The organism is Streptomyces sp. NPDC050448 (assembly GCF_040655295.1).
In the GTDB taxonomy this organism is placed as follows: domain Bacteria; phylum Actinomycetota; class Actinomycetes; order Streptomycetales; family Streptomycetaceae; genus Streptomyces.
In genome coordinates, this window is sequence record NZ_JBFAJR010000030.1 from 42,966 (window position 1) to 60,215 (window position 17,250).

At 71.0% G+C, this 17,250-nt stretch carries 4 protein-coding genes; all 4 read left to right on the forward strand.

Annotated features, from left to right (window positions below):
- The first annotated feature begins 9 nt into the window (after positions 1-9).
- Entirely contained in the window at positions 10-240 is a 231-nt protein-coding gene (locus tag AB0I68_RS28755) for a phosphopantetheine-binding protein (RefSeq protein ID WP_363180294.1), read from the forward strand.
- 234 nt (positions 241-474) lie between these two features.
- Positions 475-1,662 (forward strand): NAD(P)/FAD-dependent oxidoreductase, encoded by a 1,188-nt coding sequence (locus AB0I68_RS28760; protein WP_363180271.1) that lies wholly within the window; start codon positions 475-477, stop codon positions 1,660-1,662.
- A gap of 41 nt (positions 1,663-1,703) precedes the next feature.
- Positions 1,704-9,476: an amino acid adenylation domain-containing protein gene (locus AB0I68_RS28765; protein ID WP_363180272.1), complete on the forward strand. Its 7,773-nt coding sequence runs from the start codon at positions 1,704-1,706 to the stop codon at positions 9,474-9,476.
- 10 nt (positions 9,477-9,486) lie between these two features.
- Entirely contained in the window at positions 9,487-17,247 is a 7,761-nt protein-coding gene (locus tag AB0I68_RS28770; protein WP_363180273.1) for an amino acid adenylation domain-containing protein, read from the forward strand.
- Positions 17,248-17,250: the final 3 nt, after the last annotated feature.

Genomic DNA, 17,250 nt, shown 5'->3' on the forward strand with positions numbered 1-17,250 from the left:
AGGACTGTGATGATTGTCGATAGCGTGCGCGCCATTTGGTGCCGGGAACTCCAGTGTGATGACATATCGGTCGATGACGATTTCTTCGCCCTGGGCGGCCAGTCGTTGATTATGGTCAGGATTCAGGGTGCCTTTCTCGAGGAGCTGGGCGTCGAGGTCCCGATGGACCAGATGTTCCTCAACTCGACGGTGGCGTCGATCTCTGCGTACATCGAATCCCTGAGTGCGGTGGCCCCGTAGCGTCAGGCGCGGTTGATGCCCTGTCGTGTCTCGCCGGCGAGACACGACACGGCATCGGCGTGCATTTCTCCTGCTGGCTCTATTTATTCCGCCAGTTCGGATCGGTTAGCATCACATTCATGCTCCGCAGCGGTTGTTCGTCCGCTGCGTCGATAGCGCGCTCAATCACAATGGCTTTTCCGGTTGCGGCTGTGTTGGGTCAAAAAACTACCTGGTAAGAGAGGCGGACGCGCCATGTACGACGTGATTGTCATCGGTGCCCGTTGTGCGGGTTCGCCGACGGCCATGCTATTCGCGCAGCAGGGTTATCGAGTGCTGCTCCTGGAGAAAGCGCGATTCCCGCAGGACACGCTGTCCTCGCACTACATCCACATGCAGGGCGTGGCGCTGCTCAACCGGTGGGGACTGCTGGACAAGCTCCGCGACGCGGGCTGCCAGCCGATCACCCGCCAGAGCTACGAGGGGCCCGGTGTCCGCATCGACGGCTTCTCCCTGCCGATCGACGGCCTGCAGACCACGTACGCGCCGCGGCGGTTCGTGCTCGACCCGATCCTCGCGGACGGCGCCGTGGCGGCCGGCGTGGAGTTCCGGGAGGGCTGCGCGGTCAACGATCTCGTGTTCGAGGGCGACCGGGTCGTCGGCGTGCGGTACACCACGCCCGGCGGCGCCGAGGCGACGGACCGGGCGCGCCTGGTCGTCGGCGCGGACGGCATGCGATCGATGGTGGCCCGCAAGGTCGGCGCGGAGAACGTCATCGAGCACCCGCGGATGACCTGCACCTACTACAGCTACTGGGCCGGGGTCCCCTCGCACTTCGAGCTGTACGAGCGGCCGGGGCGCTGGATCGGCGTCCTGCCCACCAACAACGACCTCACGCTGCTCATGGCCTATTTCCCGCAGGCGGACTTCGGCGAGGTCCGCAAGGCGGTGGAACCCGCCTACCTCGATGCCTTCCGCACGACGGCGCCCGAGCTGTGGGAGCGGATGCAGTCGGGCGAGCGCGTGGAGCAGCTGTACGGGACGGGCCACCAGGACAACTACTTCCGCAAGGCTTATGGGCCCGGGTGGGCGCTGGTCGGTGACGCGGTGAACCACAAGGACTCCATCACCGCCCGCGGCATCACCGAGGCCTTCGTCCAGGCCCAGAACCTCACCGATTACATCGGTGACGGCCTGCACGACGACGACAGGCTCAAGTTGGCGCTGAGGCGCTACGAGAACGAACTGAGCAACGAAGCGCTCAACCACTACCAGGGTGCGCTCAACGTGGCCGAGCTCAAGCCCGAGGGCCGGGTCGACATGCTGCAGAAGCTGGTCGGACACCAGGAGCACATCGACCGGTACTTCTCGACGCTGTCGGGTGCCTGCTCCATCGACGACTTCTACAACGACGAACTTCTGACCTTGCTCGACCAGAGCTGAGTGACGACTCCGCTCACTGGTTCCGCCGATTTGGAGACACAATGATCCCGTTGTCGTTCGCGCAGCGCCGCCTGTGGTTTGTGGACCGGTTCGAGGGCTCTTCGCCGACCTACAACGGCGCATTCGCCCTGCGGCTGACCGGTGAGCTGAACGTGGGTGCGCTGGAGTCGGCGCTCCACGACGTCATCGACAGGCACGAGGTCCTCCGCACGGTGATCGTGGAGGACAACGACGGCATCCCGCACCAGGAGGTGCTGCCGTCCGGCCAGGACAAGTTCGACCTGCCGGTCGTCGACGTCACGCAGGACGAGCGGGCGGCGACGATCGACGACGTCGCCACCCAGACCTTCGACCTGGCCGTCGACGTGCCGATCCGCGCCACGCTGGTGCGGACCGGCGCGCAGGACCACACCCTGGTCCTCGTGGTGCACCACATCGCCCTGGACGGGGAATCCCTCGGGCCGCTGCTCCGCGATCTCACCACGGCGTACTCGGCCCGCAAGGAGGGCACGCCCCCGGTGTGGGAGCCGCTCCCGGTGCAGTACGCGGACTACACGCTGTGGCAGCAGGACGTGCTCGGTGACGAGTCCGACCCGGAGAGCCTTGCAGCCAGGCAACTGGAGTACTGGCGCGAGGCCCTGGCCGACATGGCGCAGCCGCTGGCCCTGCCGACGGACCGCCCGCGCCCGAAGAAGACGAGCTCCGACGGCGATCTGGTCCAGTTCCCGATCGAGCCCGAGCTGCTCGCTGCCGTGGAGAAGCTGGCCACGGAGCAGGACATCACCGTCTCCATGGTCATGCATTCGGCGCTGGCGGTGCTCCTGCACCACCTCGGGTGCGGCGACGACGTGCCCATCGGCGCGCCGATCGCCGGCCGCACCGACGAGGAGCTGCGGGACCTCGTCGGCTTCTTCGTCAACACCTGGGTGCTGCGCGTCGACCTGTCCGGGAACCCGACCTTCCTCGAGCTGCTCGAGCGGGTGCGGGACCGGGCGCTGGCCGCGTACGACAACCAGGACATGCCGTTCGAGCGGCTCGTGGAGCTGCTCAACCCGGACCGGTCCACCGCCTACCACCCGTTCTTCCAGGTGATGCTCGCCTGGCAGGAGCCGCTGGGGCACCTGGAGTTCGCCGGCCTCGAAGTCGAGTCCGAGACGCTCGAGACCGGAACGGCCAAGTTCGACCTGTTCTTCAACATGATCCCGAACGCCTCGGGCGGGGCGGGCGTCCGTCTGGAGTACGCCACCGACCTGTTCGACAAGGGCACGGCCGAGGGCCTCGCGAGCCGGTTCGTGCGCGTGCTGAGCCGGCTCGTGGCCGACTCGTCGCGCAGCGTCGGCGGCATCGACGTGCTCGACGCGGCCGAGCGGGACCTGCTGCTCACCCGGTTCAACGACACCGCCACCGCCGCGGCGGGGTCCGAGCTGACGGTCCCGGAGCTGTTCGAAGCCCAGGTGGCCAGGACGCCGGACGCCCCGGCGATCGAGTGCGACGGCCGGACGCTGACCTACCGGGAGCTCGACGACCGGGCCAACGGCGTCGCGGGGGAGCTGGTCCGGCGCGGTGCCGGGCCGGAGGACCTGGTGGTGCTGGCGCTGCCGCGCACCGAGGACCTGGTGGTCGGCCTGCTCGGCATCCTCAAGTCCGGTGCCGGGTACCTGCCGATGGACCCGCAGTACCTCGCCGGCCGGGCGGAGACCGTGCTGGCCGAGGCACGCCCGCGTTTCGCGGTCACCGACACCGCGACGGCGCAGGAGCTGCCGCAGAACGACATGTCGAGCATCAACCTCGACCACTGCGCCGAGTGGGACGCGCCCGCGGGGGCGCTGGACAACGCCGGCCGCATCTCGCCGCTGGGCCCGGACAACCTGGCGTACGTGATGTACACGTCCGGCTCCACGGGCAAGCCGAAGGGCGCGGCGATCACCCACCGCAACGTCGTCAACGGCGTGCAGGAACTGGTGCGCGTCCTCGACGCGCCGCCCGGCTGGAAGATGCTGGCCGGCACCTCGGTGAACTTCGACGTCTCGGTCTTCGAGCTGCTGACCACCCTGTCCACCGGCGGCACGGCCGAGGTGGTGCCGAACGCGCTGGCGCTCGGCGAGCGGGACGGCTGGGACGGCCACGTGATCAGCGCGGTCCCCTCGGTGATCGGCGAACTGGTGGGTCACCTGGAGAAGGCGACCGACGTGCGCACGGTCGTGTTCGCGGGCGACGTGCTCCCGGCCCGGCTGGTGCGCCAGGTCCGCGAGGCCCTGCCCGACGTACAGATCGTGAACTCCTACGGGCAGAGCGAGAGCTTCTACGCCACCACGTTCTCCCTCGCGGCGTCCGAGGAGTGGGCGGAGAGCGACGTCGCGCCCATCGGCACCCCGCTGGGCAACATGCGCGCCTACGTGCTGGGCCCGGGGCTCGCCCCGGTGCCGCAGGGCGTGATCGGTGAGCTGTACGTGGTCGGCACCTGCCTCGGCCGCGGCTACCACGGCCGCCCGGGCCTGACCGCCGAGCGCTACGTGGCGAACCCGTTCGGCACCGCCGGCGAGCGCATGTACCGTACGGGCGACCTCGCCCGCTGGAACGCGCAGGGCCGGCTGGAGTGCGTCGGCCGCGGCGACGGCCAGGTGAAGGTGCGCGGCTTCCGCATCGAGACGGCCGAGGTCGAAGCGGCGCTCACCGCGCACCCCGGCATCAGCGAGGCCGTGGTGATCAGCCGCGAGGTGCCCCAGGGCGGCAAGCGGCTCGTCGCCTACGTGGTGCACACCGGCGAGGGCGCGGTCGGTGACGACGGCGCCGGCGGTATCGGCGACGTGGACGTGCAGTCCGGCGCTTCGGCCGCCGAGCTGCGCAAGTTCGTCGCGGCCCGGCTGCCCGACTACATGGTCCCGTCGGCCTTCGTGGCCGTCGGCCGGCTGCCGCTCGGACCGACCGGCAAGCTGGACCGCTCGGCGCTGCCCGAGCCGGAGTTCCTGGGCGAGGCCTACCGTGAGCCGCGCACCGAGGCCGAGAAGATCATCACCGCGGCGTACGCGGACGTGCTCGGCGTGGACCGCGTCGGCATCGACGACGACTTCTTCGCCGTGGGCGGCGACAGCCTGCGCTCGATCCAGGTCGTGGCGCGGACCCGGACCCGGGGCCTGAACCTCACCACGCGGGAGATCTTCGAGTGCCGCACGGCGGCCCGGCTGGCCGAGGTGGCCGCCGACCGCCGGGACGAGGTGCCCGCGCTCGTGGAGCTGGAGGGCGGCGGCGTCGGCCCGATGGCGCTGCAGCCGGTGGCGCAGCACGTGTTCGAGCACGGCGGTGGGATGAATCGTTTCGCCATGTCGATGGTGCTGGAGCTGCCCGCGGGCATCGACGAGACCGGACTGGCCGCGACCCTCGACGCGGTCATCGACCGGCACGACCTCCTGCGCGCACAGCTGGTGCGCGGCGGCGAAACCTCCCTCGTCGTGCGTCCGCAGGGCGCCGTACGGGCGGCGGACCTGATCCACCGCGTCTCCTGCGACGGCCGCTGGGACGAGCCGTCCACGCTGGAGGCGGCGAAGGCGGAGCTGGAAGCCTCGGCCGGCCGCCTCGACCCGGAGGCCGGGACCGTCGCGGACTTCGTGTGGTTCGCCGCGGACTCGGGCGGCGGCCGGCTGCTCGTGGTCCTGCACCACCTGGTCGTGGACGGCGTCTCCTGGCGCATCCTGATGTCGGACTTCGCCGAGGCGTGGCAGCAGGTCCGGGACGGCCGGACGCCCGAGCTGCCCGAGGTCGGCACGTCGGCCCGCCGCTGGGCGGCGGCGCTGGAGTCCGAGGCCTTCTCCCCGGAGCGGGAAGACGAGCTGGACTACTGGCGCGACGTCCTCGAATCGCCCAACCTCCCGCTGGGCGAGCGGGCGTTCAACCCGGCCCTGGACGTGATGTCCACCCTCGACACCGTGCGCGTGCAGCTGCCCGCCGCGGTCACCGAGGCCGTGCTGACCAAGCTTCCCGCCGCGTTCAAGGGCACCGGCACCGACGTCCTGCTCGCCGCGCTCGCCCTTGCGGTGAACCGCTGGCGCGGTGACGACCGCTCGACCCTGGTCCGGCTCGAGGGACACGGCCGCGAGGAGGACGCCGTCCCCGGCGCCGACCTCTCCCGGACCGTCGGATGGTTCACCAGCATGTACCCGGCCCGGGTCGACGTGCAGGGCGTGGACCTCGCCGACGTGCTCGCCGGCGGCCCCGCGGCCGCGAAGGCCGTCAAGCTGGTCAAGGAGCAGCTGCGCGGGGTCCCGGACAAGGGCCTCGGGTACGGCCTCCTGCGCTGGCTGAACCCGGAGACCGCACCGCAGCTCGAGGAGTACGCGGCGCCGCAGATCGGCTTCAACTACCTCGGCCGGATCTCCGCCGCCGACGTGCCCGAGCACCTGCGCGCCGAGGGATGGGTGCCCGCGGACTGGTCCTCCGAGCTGATCCCGATGCCCGACCCGGACCTGCCCGCGCTGTCCGCGCTGGAGGTCAACTCGGTCGTCACGGACACCGCCGACGGCACCCGGCTGCAGGCCGTGTTCATGTTCCCCACCGGGGTGCTGTCCCGCGAGCGGACCGCCGAACTGGCCGAGCTGTGGGTCGAGGTGCTGCACGGCATGGCCGCGCACGCCGCACGCCCGGAGATCGGCGGGCTCACGCCTTCGGACGCCCCGCTGGTCACGGTGCGGCAGGACGAGATCGACGACTGGGAGGAGCGCTACGGCCGCCTGGTCCAGGTGTGGCCGCAGGCCCCGGGACAGTCCGGTATCCAGTTCCAGGCCGCGCTCGCCGACGGCACCTTCGACGTCTACCACATGCAGTTCCTGCTGCACCTGACCGGGCACGTGGACCCGGAGCGCATGCGGGCCGCCGGGCAGGCGCTCCTGGAGCGGTACCCGAACCTGCGCTCGGCGTTCGTCGCCGGCGCCGACGGCGACCCGGTCCAGATCGTGGCGGAGAACGTCGCGATCCCCTGGAAGCACACCGACCTGACCGGTCTCGGCGAGGCCGAGCAGGACGCCGCCGTCGACAAGGCCCTCGCCGCCGACCGCGCCGACCAGCTCGACCCGACCCGGCCGCCGCTGTTCCGCCTGGCCCTGCTCACCTGCGGGCCGCAGAAGGCGAAGCTCATCATCACGGCGCACCACACCCTGTTCGACGGCTGGTCGTCGCCGCTCGTGATCAAGGACCTGATCCGGCTGTACGCCGGGACCGAGGAGCTCGCTCCGGTCCGCAGCTACGGCGACTACCTGGGCTGGCTGTCCAAGCAGGACCGGGACGCGTCGGCCGCGCGGTGGAAGGAAGAGCTCGACGGTTTCGACCAGCCGACCCTCCTGGCCGCGGACCTCCCCGAGAAGGGGGAGGCCTCCCGCCTCGGGCGCGTCGAGGTTCCGCTGTCCATCGACACGGGACGTGAACTCGCCCGGCGCGCCGCGGAACTCGGCGTCACGCTCAACACGCTCCTCCAGGGCGCGTGGGCGGTCCTGCTCTCGAAGCTGACCGGACAGCGGGACGTGGTGTTCGGCGCCGCCGTCAACGGCCGTCCGGCCGACCTGGTCGGTTCGGACGAGATGGTCGGCCTGTTCATCAACACCCTGCCGACCCGGGTGCGGACCGCACCGGACCAGAGCGTGGGCGAGGTCATCACCGACCTCCAGGACCGGCAGATCTCCCTGCTCGACCACCACTACTACGGCCTGGCCGACATCCAGCGCGGCGTCGGACTGCCCTCCCTCTTCGACACGATCGTCGTGTTCGAGAACTACCCGATCGACCGCGAGGGCATGGTCGAGGCCAACGACTCGGCGGGCGTCACGATCGACGCCATCCGCCCGTTCGCGGGCTCGCACTACCCGCTCACCCTCAACTCGTCCGACCCGTACCTGCGGCTCTCCCTCGACTACCAGACCAACCTCTACGACCACGACGCGGCCGAAGAGATCGCCGCCCGGCTCGTCCGGGTGCTGGAACAGGTGCTCGAGGACCCGAAGACGCCCGTCGGCGCCCTGGAAGTGCTGTCGGAGCAGGAGCGGGACTGGCTGGTCAGGGGAATCAATGACACGGCGCATCCCGTGGCGGCGGACACTCTGCCGGGCGCGTTCGAGGCTCAGGTGGAGCGCACCCCTGACGGTGTGGCGCTGATCGGCGACCAGGAGACCCTCACCTACGCCGAGTTCAACCGGCGCGCGAACCGGCTGGCCCACTGGCTGGTCGAGCAGGGCGCCGGCCCCGAGCGGATGATCGCCGTGAAGATCCCCCGCTCCGTGGACCTGATGGTGGCGATCTACGCGGTGGTGAAGGCCGGCGCGGCCTACGTGCCGATCGACACCGAGCTGCCCGAGGACCGGGTGCGGCTCGTGCTGGACGGCGCGAACCCGCTGCTGGTGCTCGACGCGGACCTGCCGGACGTCTGCGGCTACCCGGAGACGAACCCGGAGCGCGCCCTGTCCCCGGACCACGCCGCGTACGTCATCTTCACCTCCGGCTCCACCGGCCGTCCCAAGGGCGTGCAGGTGGCACACCGGGCGATCCTGAACCGCCTGAAGTGGGGCCTGTCGCACTTCGACGTCGGCGTCGAGGACCGCGTGCTGCTCAGCACCACGGCGAGCTTCGACGTGTCGGTGCCGGAGATCTTCGCGCCGCTCCAGGCCGGTGCCGCGGTCGTCATCGCCCGTCCCGACGGGCGCCGCGACCCGGCCTACCTCGCCGACCTGATCCAGCGGGAGCGGGTCACCGGAGCGGACTTCGTGCCCTCCCTGCTGGAGGCGTTCGTCAACGAGCCCCTGGCCAAGGAGTGCACCAGCCTGCGCTGGATCGAGGTCGCCGGTGAGGCGTTCCCGCCCGCGCTGGCCAACAAGGTCGCCGACCTCCTGCCGGACCTCGGCGTGCACAACCTCTACGGGCCCACCGAGGCCGCCGTCGAGGTCACGGCGTACCAGCACGTGCCGGGCGCGGACCGGGTGCCGATCGGCGCACCGGTGTGGAACACCCAGGTGTACGTACTGGACGAGGCGCTGCGCCCGGTCGCACCCGGAGTCTGCGGCGAGCTGTACCTGGCCGGTACCGGGCTCGCCCGGGGCTACCTGGGACAGACGGGGCTGACCTCGAACCGGTTCGTCGCCTGCCCCTTCGGTGAGCCGGGAACCCGGATGTACCGCACCGGCGATGTCGTGCGGTGGAACCAGGACGGCCAGGTCGAATACATCGGGCGGTCCGACTTCCAGGTCAAGGTCCGAGGGTTCCGCATCGAGCTGGGCGAGATCGAGCAGGCGCTGACCGCGCACCCGGACGTCGACAGCGCGGTGGTCGTGGTGCGGGAGGACCGCGCCGACGACCAGCGGCTGGTGGCGTACGTGGTGCCGGCCAACGGCAAGACGGCGGCGGCCGGGCTGGATCTCACGGCACTGACGGACCAGGTCCGGGAGCACCTGCCGGAGTACATGGTCCCCTCGGCGATCGTGCCGCTCGCCCAGTTCCCCACGACACCGAGCGGGAAGCTCGACCGCAAGGCGCTCCCCGCACCGGACTACACCGAAGCCGCGGCCGGACGGGCACCGCGCAACCACCACGAGGAAGTCCTCTGCCGGCTGTTCGCCGAGCTGCTCGGGCTGGAGGAGGTCGGCATCGACGCCGACTTCTTCGACCACGGTGGGCATTCGCTGCTGGCCACCCGGTTGGTCGGCCGCATCCGCAACGAGCTCAAAGTCGACGTGAAGGTCACCAACGTGTTCCGCAGTCCGACCGTCGCCCAGCTGGCGGCTCGGATCGAGAAGCTGGCCACGTCGAACCGCCCCCAGCTGCGCCCGATGAGCGTGTAGGAGTAACTCGATGATCCCGTTGTCCTTCGCTCAGCGTCGGCTGTGGTTCCTCCACCGGTTGGAAGGCCCGTCCGCGACCTACAACATCCCGTTCGTGCTGCGCCTGGAAGGGCCGCTGGACACGGCGGCCCTGGCCGCGGCGGTGACGGACGTCGTCACCCGGCACGAGAGCCTGCGCACCCTGGTCGTCGAGAACGCGGACGGCACGCCGGAGCAGCAGGTCCTTCCCCCGGAGGAGGCGGCCGTCCACTTCCGGGTGGCCGACGTTGCCGCGGACGCGGTGGACGCCGCCGTGCACGACGCCGCGTGCCAGGGCTTCGACCTGGACACGGAACTCCCTCTGCGGACCACCGTTCTGCGCGTCTCCCCGCAGGAGCACGTGCTGGTGTTCGTGTTCCACCACATCGCCGCGGACGGGGCCTCGATGGCGCCGTTCATGCGGGATCTGCTGTCGGCGTACTCGGCTCGCCACCAGGGCAGTGCGCCGCAGTGGACTCCGCTCGGGGTGCAGTACAAGGACTACACGCTGTGGCAGCGCGAGGTGCTGGGCGACGAAGAGGATCCGGAGAGCGTCGCCGCGGCGCAGCTGGACTACTGGCGCAAGGAACTGGCCGAGGTGCCGCAGCCGGTCCAGTTGCCGCTGGACCGGCCGCGGCCGACGGCGGCCGGCCACCACGGCGGCCATGTCGACTTCGAGCTGGACGCGGAACTGCTCGCCGGGGTCGGGAAGCTGGCCGCGGAGCGCGGTGCCACGGCGCCGATGGTCGCCCAGGCCGTGCTCGCGGTTCTCCTGCACCACCTCGGCGCCGGCAACGACCTGACGATCGGCAGCCCGATCGAGGGGCGCGCCGACGAGCAGCTCGACGATCTGATCGGGTTCTTCGCCAACACCTGGGTGCTGCGCGTCGACCTGTCGAAGAACCCCTCGTTCGGCGATCTGCTCGAGCAGGTGCGGGACCGGGCCCTTGCCGCGTACGACAACCAGGACGTTCCGTTCGAGCGCCTGGTGGAGTTGCTGAGCCCGGACCGGACCACCGCGTACCAGCCGCTGTTCCAGGTGATGCTGGCCTGGCAGTTCGAGTGGGGACAGATCGAGATACCGGGCCTGCGGGTCACCCCCGTCCCGGCGGGCACCGGTACCGCGAAGTTCGACCTGTTCTTCAACATCGTCCCGGCCCCGTCCGGCGGTGCGTACGGGCGGCTGGAGTACGCGACGGAACTGTTCGACCACTCCACGGCCGAGAGCCTCGTCGACCGCTACCTGTGCGTGCTGCGCCAGGTGGTCGCCGATTCCGGGACGCGGCTCGGCGGGGTGGACGTGCTCACCGGTGCCGAACGGGACTGGCTGACGAAGCTGAACGAGACGACGGTACCGGTGCGGGCATCGACGGTACCGGAGCTGGTCGCCGCTCAGGCGGCGCAGACACCGGACGCGAGCGCGGTGGTGTCCGGACGGACGGAGCTGTCGTACCGGGAACTGGACGCCCGCGCCAACCGGCTGGCTGCGGTACTGCGCGACCACGGAGTCGGGCCGGACGTCCTGGTCGCCGTGGCACTGCCGCGATCCGCGGACCTGGTGGTCGCGCTGCTGGCCGTGCTCAAGGCCGGCGGCGCCTACCTGCCGATCGACCCCAACTACCCGGCCGCACGGGTCGACCTCCTGCTCGACACGGCCGGCCCGGCACTGGCACTGACCTGTCGTGAAACGGCGGCGACGGTGGCCAACTGCCAGTCGCCGGTGCTTCACCTCGACGACCTGAGCCTCGACGGCCCCGCCGTCGAAGCCCCGGATGTCCGTATCGGGCCGGACAATCTGGCCTATGTGATGTTCACTTCGGGGTCGACCGGGACTCCCAAGGGTGTCGCCGTCACCCATGCCTGCGTGGTCAACGGTGTGCGGGACCTGCGCCGGACCGTGCACGTCGAGGCGGGGTCCCGGATGCTCGCCGCGACCTCGGTGAACTTCGATGTCTCCGTGTTCGAGATATTCACCGCGCTGACCAGCGGAGCGAGCGTCGAAATCGTCCGTGACGTACTCGAACTCGCCGAACGCGGCAGTTGGTCGGGTGCCACCGTCAGTGCCGTGCCCGCCGTGTTCTCCGCGCTGCTCGACCAGATCGGCACCGAAGCCCCGGGCAGCCTCGAGCTCGACGTGGAAACCGTCGTCTTCGCCGGTGAGGCGCTCTCGGCCGACCTGGTCCGCAAGGTTCACCACGCCTTGCCCGGTGTCCGTGTCGTCAACGCCTACGGACAGACCGAAAGCTTCTACGCCGCCACGTTCACCGTCCCGCAGCAGTCGGCCGAAACCGGCGCGGTACCGGTCGGAGCGCCACTGGCCAACATGCACGCCCACATTCTGGGTCCCGAGCTCACTCCGGTCCCGCCGGGTGTGATCGGCGAACTGTACGTCGGCGGCCTGCTCGCCCGCGGCTACTACCGCAGCGGCGGAGCCACCGCGGAGCGGTTCGTCGCCTGCCCCTTCGGTCCCGCCGGCGCGCGCATGTACCGCACCGGTGACCTGGCCCAGTGGGACGAGAACGGACAGCTGAAGTACGCGGGGCGAGCCGACACCCAGGTCAAGGTGAACGGCATCCGTGTCGAGCCGACCGAGATCGAGACGGCCCTCGTCCAGCATCCCGCGATCGGCCAGGCCGTGGTCACGGTGTGCGAGGACCACGCCGGCAAGACCCGGCTCGTCGGCTATGTGGCGCCGGTGGGCACCGGAGACGGTGACGCCGGGCTGGACGCCGGCGTCTCGGTGGCGGATCTGCGGCGGTTCGTGGCCAAGCGGCTGCCGGACTACATGGTGCCCTCCCTGCTCGTGGTGCTGGACCGGCTGCCGCTGACCGCGAACGGAAAGGTGGACCGGGCCGCGCTGCCCGAGCCGGAATTCCCCAGTACCGCCTACCGGGCGCCGCGCAGCGAGGCGGAGCGCGTCCTGGCCGAGGTGTACGCGGACGTGCTCGACGCCCAGCAGGTGGGCATCGACGACGACTTCTTCACCAGCGGCGGGGACAGCATTCGTTCGATCCAGGTCGTCGCGCGGGCCAAGGCGCGCGGCGTGGTGGTCAGCACGCGCGAGATCTTCGAGAACCGTACGGTCGCTCGGCTCGCGGAACTGGTCGAAGGCCGGGAGGAAGAGGAGCGCGTCAGCCTGGCCGAGCTGCCGGGCGGCGGCGTGGGCTGGGCTCCGCTGCCTCCGACGGCGGCGCACGTCCTCGCCCTGGGCGGTGGCATCGGCCGGTTCTGCATGTCCGCGCTGCTGACCCTGCCCGAGGACATCGACCGCGCGGGGCTGCTCGCGACGCTGCAGGCCGTGCTGGACCGGCACGACGTGCTGCGCTCCCGGCTCGACCGGGCGAAGCCGGGCCTGTGCATGGAGCCGGTCGGCAGTGTGGACGCCGGCGCTCTCGTACGGGAAATCCCCTACGGCGACGCCGATGTGAAGGCCGAGCTGGATGCGGCCGCGGACCGGCTGGACCCGGACGCGGGCGTCATGGCGCAGTTCGTGTGGTTCACCTCCGACACGGAAGCGGACCGGCTGCTCATCGTCCTGAACCACCTCGTCGTCGACGGGGTGTCGTGGCGGATCCTGGTGCCGGACCTGGTGTCCGCCTGGCAGCAGGTCCGCGACGGCCACACCTCGGCACAGACCGGGGTGGGTACCTCGCTGCGCCGGTGGACGCACGCCCTGGCGGACGAGGCGGCCACCCCGGAGCGGGTGGCGGAACTGCCCGTGTGGCAGGAGATCCTGCGCGAGGAAGAGCCCGTGCTGGGAGCACGGGAGCTGGACCCCGCACGGGATGTCACGGCCACCGTGGACACGGTGCGCATCCAGGTGCCGACCGACGTCACGGGAACCCTGCTGAACACGGTGCCCACGGTGTTCCGCGGCGGTGTCGACGACGGACTGCTCGCCGGGCTGGCGCTGGCGCTGGCGCGCTGGCGCCAGACGCGCGGCGAGTCCGGGGCCTCGACGCTCGTGCGGCTGGAAGGGCACGGCCGGGAAGAGCACCTGGTGCCCGGCGCGGACCTGTCGGGCACGATCGGGTGGTTCACCGCGATGTTCCCGGTCAGGCTGGACCTGACGGGCATCGACGTGGCGGACGCGTTCGCCGGCGGTCCGGCCGCCGGGCGGGCGGTCAAGGCCGTCAAGGAGCAGCTGCGGGCGGTGCCGGACAACGGCATGGGCTACGGCCTGCTGCGCCACCTCAACACGGAGACCGCCGCCGAGCTCGCCGGACAGCGGGAACCGCGGATCGGGTTCAACTACCTGGGCCGGTCCTCCAGTGCGGACATCCCCGAGGAACTGCGCGGCCTGGGCTGGACGCCGGACACCACGCACCGGGACCTGATCGCCGCGCCCGACGCGGACATGCCGGTGCTGTCGGCGCTGGAGATCAACGCCGTGGCCACCAACACCCTCGGCGGTGACGAGCTGACCGCCTACTTCGGCTTCCCGACCGGTGTGCTCTCCCGCGACGAGGTGACCGAGCTGGCCGGGCTGTGGGTCGAGGCGCTGACGGCCCTGGCCCGGCACGCCACGACACCCGACGCCGGCGGGCTCACCCCGAGCGACGCGCCGCTGGTCAAGGTCGGCCAGAGCGAGATCGACACCTGGGAGTCCCGGTTCGGCAAGCTGGCCAAGGTGTGGCCGACGACGCCCGTGCAGTCCGGGATGCTGTTCCACACGCTGCTGGCCGACTCCTCCTTCGACGCCTACCACATGCAGCTGGTGTTCCACCTGTCCGGCACGGTCGACCCGCAGCGGATGCAGCGGGCCGCGGAGGCTTTGCTGAGGCGTCACCCCAGCCTCCGCGCGGCGTTCGTCGACCGGGCGGACGGCGACGTCGTGCAGGTGATCCCGGAGACGGTGACCCTGCCCTGGCAGTACCTCGACCTGACCGCGGCCGGAGTGGACGAGCGGACCGAGACGTTCGAGCAGTTCCTCGCCCAGGACCGGGCCGCCCACTTCGACGTGGACAGCCCGCCGCTGATCCGGCTGGCCCTCGCCGTCCTCGAGCCCGGCCGCGCCGAACTCGTGATGACCGCCCACCACGTGCTGATCGACGGCTGGTCCATGCCCTTGCTGATGCGGGACCTGCTCCTGCTCTACGCGTCCCGCGGCGACCCGGCCGCTCTGCCCGGGACCCGCGACTTCGGCGAGTTCCTGTCCTGGCGTGCCCGGCAGGACGAGGCGGAGTCCGCACGGGTGTGGGCGGCCGAACTCGACGGGGTAGAGGAGGCGACCCTGCTCGCTCCCGGCTCCGAGGACGCGGGCGCGGAGGGCGTCGACCAGGTCGAGATCACGCTCCCGCTCGACGAGGCGCGCGCACTCACCCGGCGTGCCTCCGAGTGGGGCGTCACCATCAACACCCTGGTCCAGGGCGCCTGGGCGCTGCTGCTCGGCCAGCTCACCGGCCGCCAGGACGTGCTGTTCGGCGCCACCGTCTCCGGGCGTCCGCCCGAGGTGACGGACGTCGACTCGATGGTCGGGATGTTCATCAACACCCTTCCCGTACGTGTCGAGTACGCGCCCGGCGACACCCTCGCCGAGGTCCTGACCCGGCTCCAGAGCCGGCAGGCCGGTCTTCTGGATCACCACTACTACGGGCTCTCGGAGATCCAGCAGTCCGTCGGCCTGCCGTCCCTCTTCGACACGCTGGTCGTCTTCGAGTCGTACCCGGTCGACCGGGAGGGCCTCAGCGCCGCCACCGACGCCGCGGACGGGATCGCCTTCACCGGCCTGCGCGCGTCCACGGCCACCAACTATCCGCTGACCCTGATGGCGGCGGTCGACCCGCACCTCCAGCTCATCCTCCAGTACGCGCAGGGTGTCTTCGACCGGGACACGGTGGAGGTGTTCGCGGCCCGCCTCGTGCGCGTCCTGCGGCAGCTGGCCCTCACCCCCGAGGTGAAGGCCGCGGACATCGACATCCTGGATCCGGCCGAACGCGACCGGCTGCTCGGCGAGTTCAACGACACGGCCGTCCCGACTCCGGACGTCACGATCAACGGGCTCGTCGAGGCGCAGGCGGCGCGGACCCCGGACGAGGTCGCCGTGGTCGCCGAGGGCGCGTCGCTCACGTACCGCGAGGTGAACGCCCGGGCCGACCGCCTGGCGCGCGAACTGGCCGGACGCGGGGTGGGCCCGGAGTCGGTGGTCGCGGTTTCACTGCCGCGGTCGGCGGACCTGGTGGTCGCACTGCTCGCGGTCCTGAAGGCGGGCGGCGCGTATCTGCCGGTCGACCCCAAGTACCCCAGCCATCGTCTTGCGGCCATCCTCGAGGAGGCGCGCCCGCGCCTCGTCCTGACGGACTCCGCGACCGTCGAGGTGCTGCCGGCGCACGACGCCCCGGACGTCTTCCTCGACGAGCTCGACCTGTCCGGAGACGGCACTTCCCTCGAACTGCCGCTCCACGCGGACCAGTTGGCCTACGTGATGTACACCTCCGGCTCCACGGGCAAGCCCAAGGGCGTCGCCATCACCCACGCAAACGTGGTCAACGGCGTGCTGCGGCTCGCCTCCCGCGTGGGCATGGAACAGGGCAAGCGGCTCCTTGCGGGCACGTCGGTCAACTTCGACGTCTCGGCGTTCGAGATCTTCACGACACTCGCCTGCGGCGGCATCGTCGAAGTGGTCCGGGACGTCCTGGTCCTGGGCGAGCGGCAGAGCTGGAGCGGCAGCGTCATCTCCACCGTGCCGTCCGCCTTCGCCGAACTCGTCGACGAGATCTCCGGCCGCACCAGCGTGGAAACGGTCGTCTTCGCCGGCGAGGCCCTGCCCTCGTCGCTCGTCGAGAAGACGCGGAACGCCTTCCCGGGCGTACGGATCGTCAACGCCTACGGGCAGAGCGAGTCGTTCTACGCCACCACCTTCACCGTCTCCGGCGACACGCAGGACTGGGCGGGCAGCGCGCCCGTCGGCACCCCGCTCGGCAACATGCGGGCCTACGTCCTGGGCCCCGGCCTCGCGCCGGTGCCGCCGGGCGCGGTCGGCGAGCTGTACGTCGGCGGGAACGTGGGCCGCGGTTACCACGGCCGCGCCGAACTGACCGCCGAGCGCTTCGTCGCCGACCCGTTCGGCCCGACCGGCTCGCGCATGTACCGCACCGGCGACCTGGCCCGCTGGAACGACAACGGCCGACTGGAATACGTGGGCCGCGGAGACGCGCAGGTCAAGGTACGCGGCTTCCGCGTCGAGCCCGGCGAGGTCGAGGCCGCGCTCACCGCGCACCCCGGGGTCGCGCAGGCCGCCGTCATCGCCCGCGACGGGCGCGGCAGCAGCACGGGCAAGCAGCTGGTCGCGTATGTCGTGCCCGCCGTCACCCGTGACGACATGACGACCAAGGAGCTGCACGGCTTCGTCTCGCAGCGGCTGCCGGACTTCATGGTGCCGTCCGCCTTCGTCTTCCTCGACCGGCTGCCGCTCACCCCGAACGGCAAGCTGGACCGGGCCGTGCTGCCCGAGCCGGAGTACACCGGCGCCGCCTACCGGGCGCCCCGCACCACCCGCGAGGAGACCCTGGCCAAGCTGTTCGCCGAGGTGCTCGGCGTGGACCGGGTCGGCATCGACGACGGCTTCTTCGAGCTCGGCGGGCACTCCCTGCTCGCCACCCGGCTGATCAGCCGCGCCCGTGCCGAGATGGGGATAGAGATACCCATCCGCAAGATCTTCGACCTGCCGACGGTGGCCGCGCTCGCCGCGTGGTCGGAGGAATCGGCTGCTCCCCGTCGCCCCAGCCTGCGCCAGATGTTCGTTAAGGAGTGAACC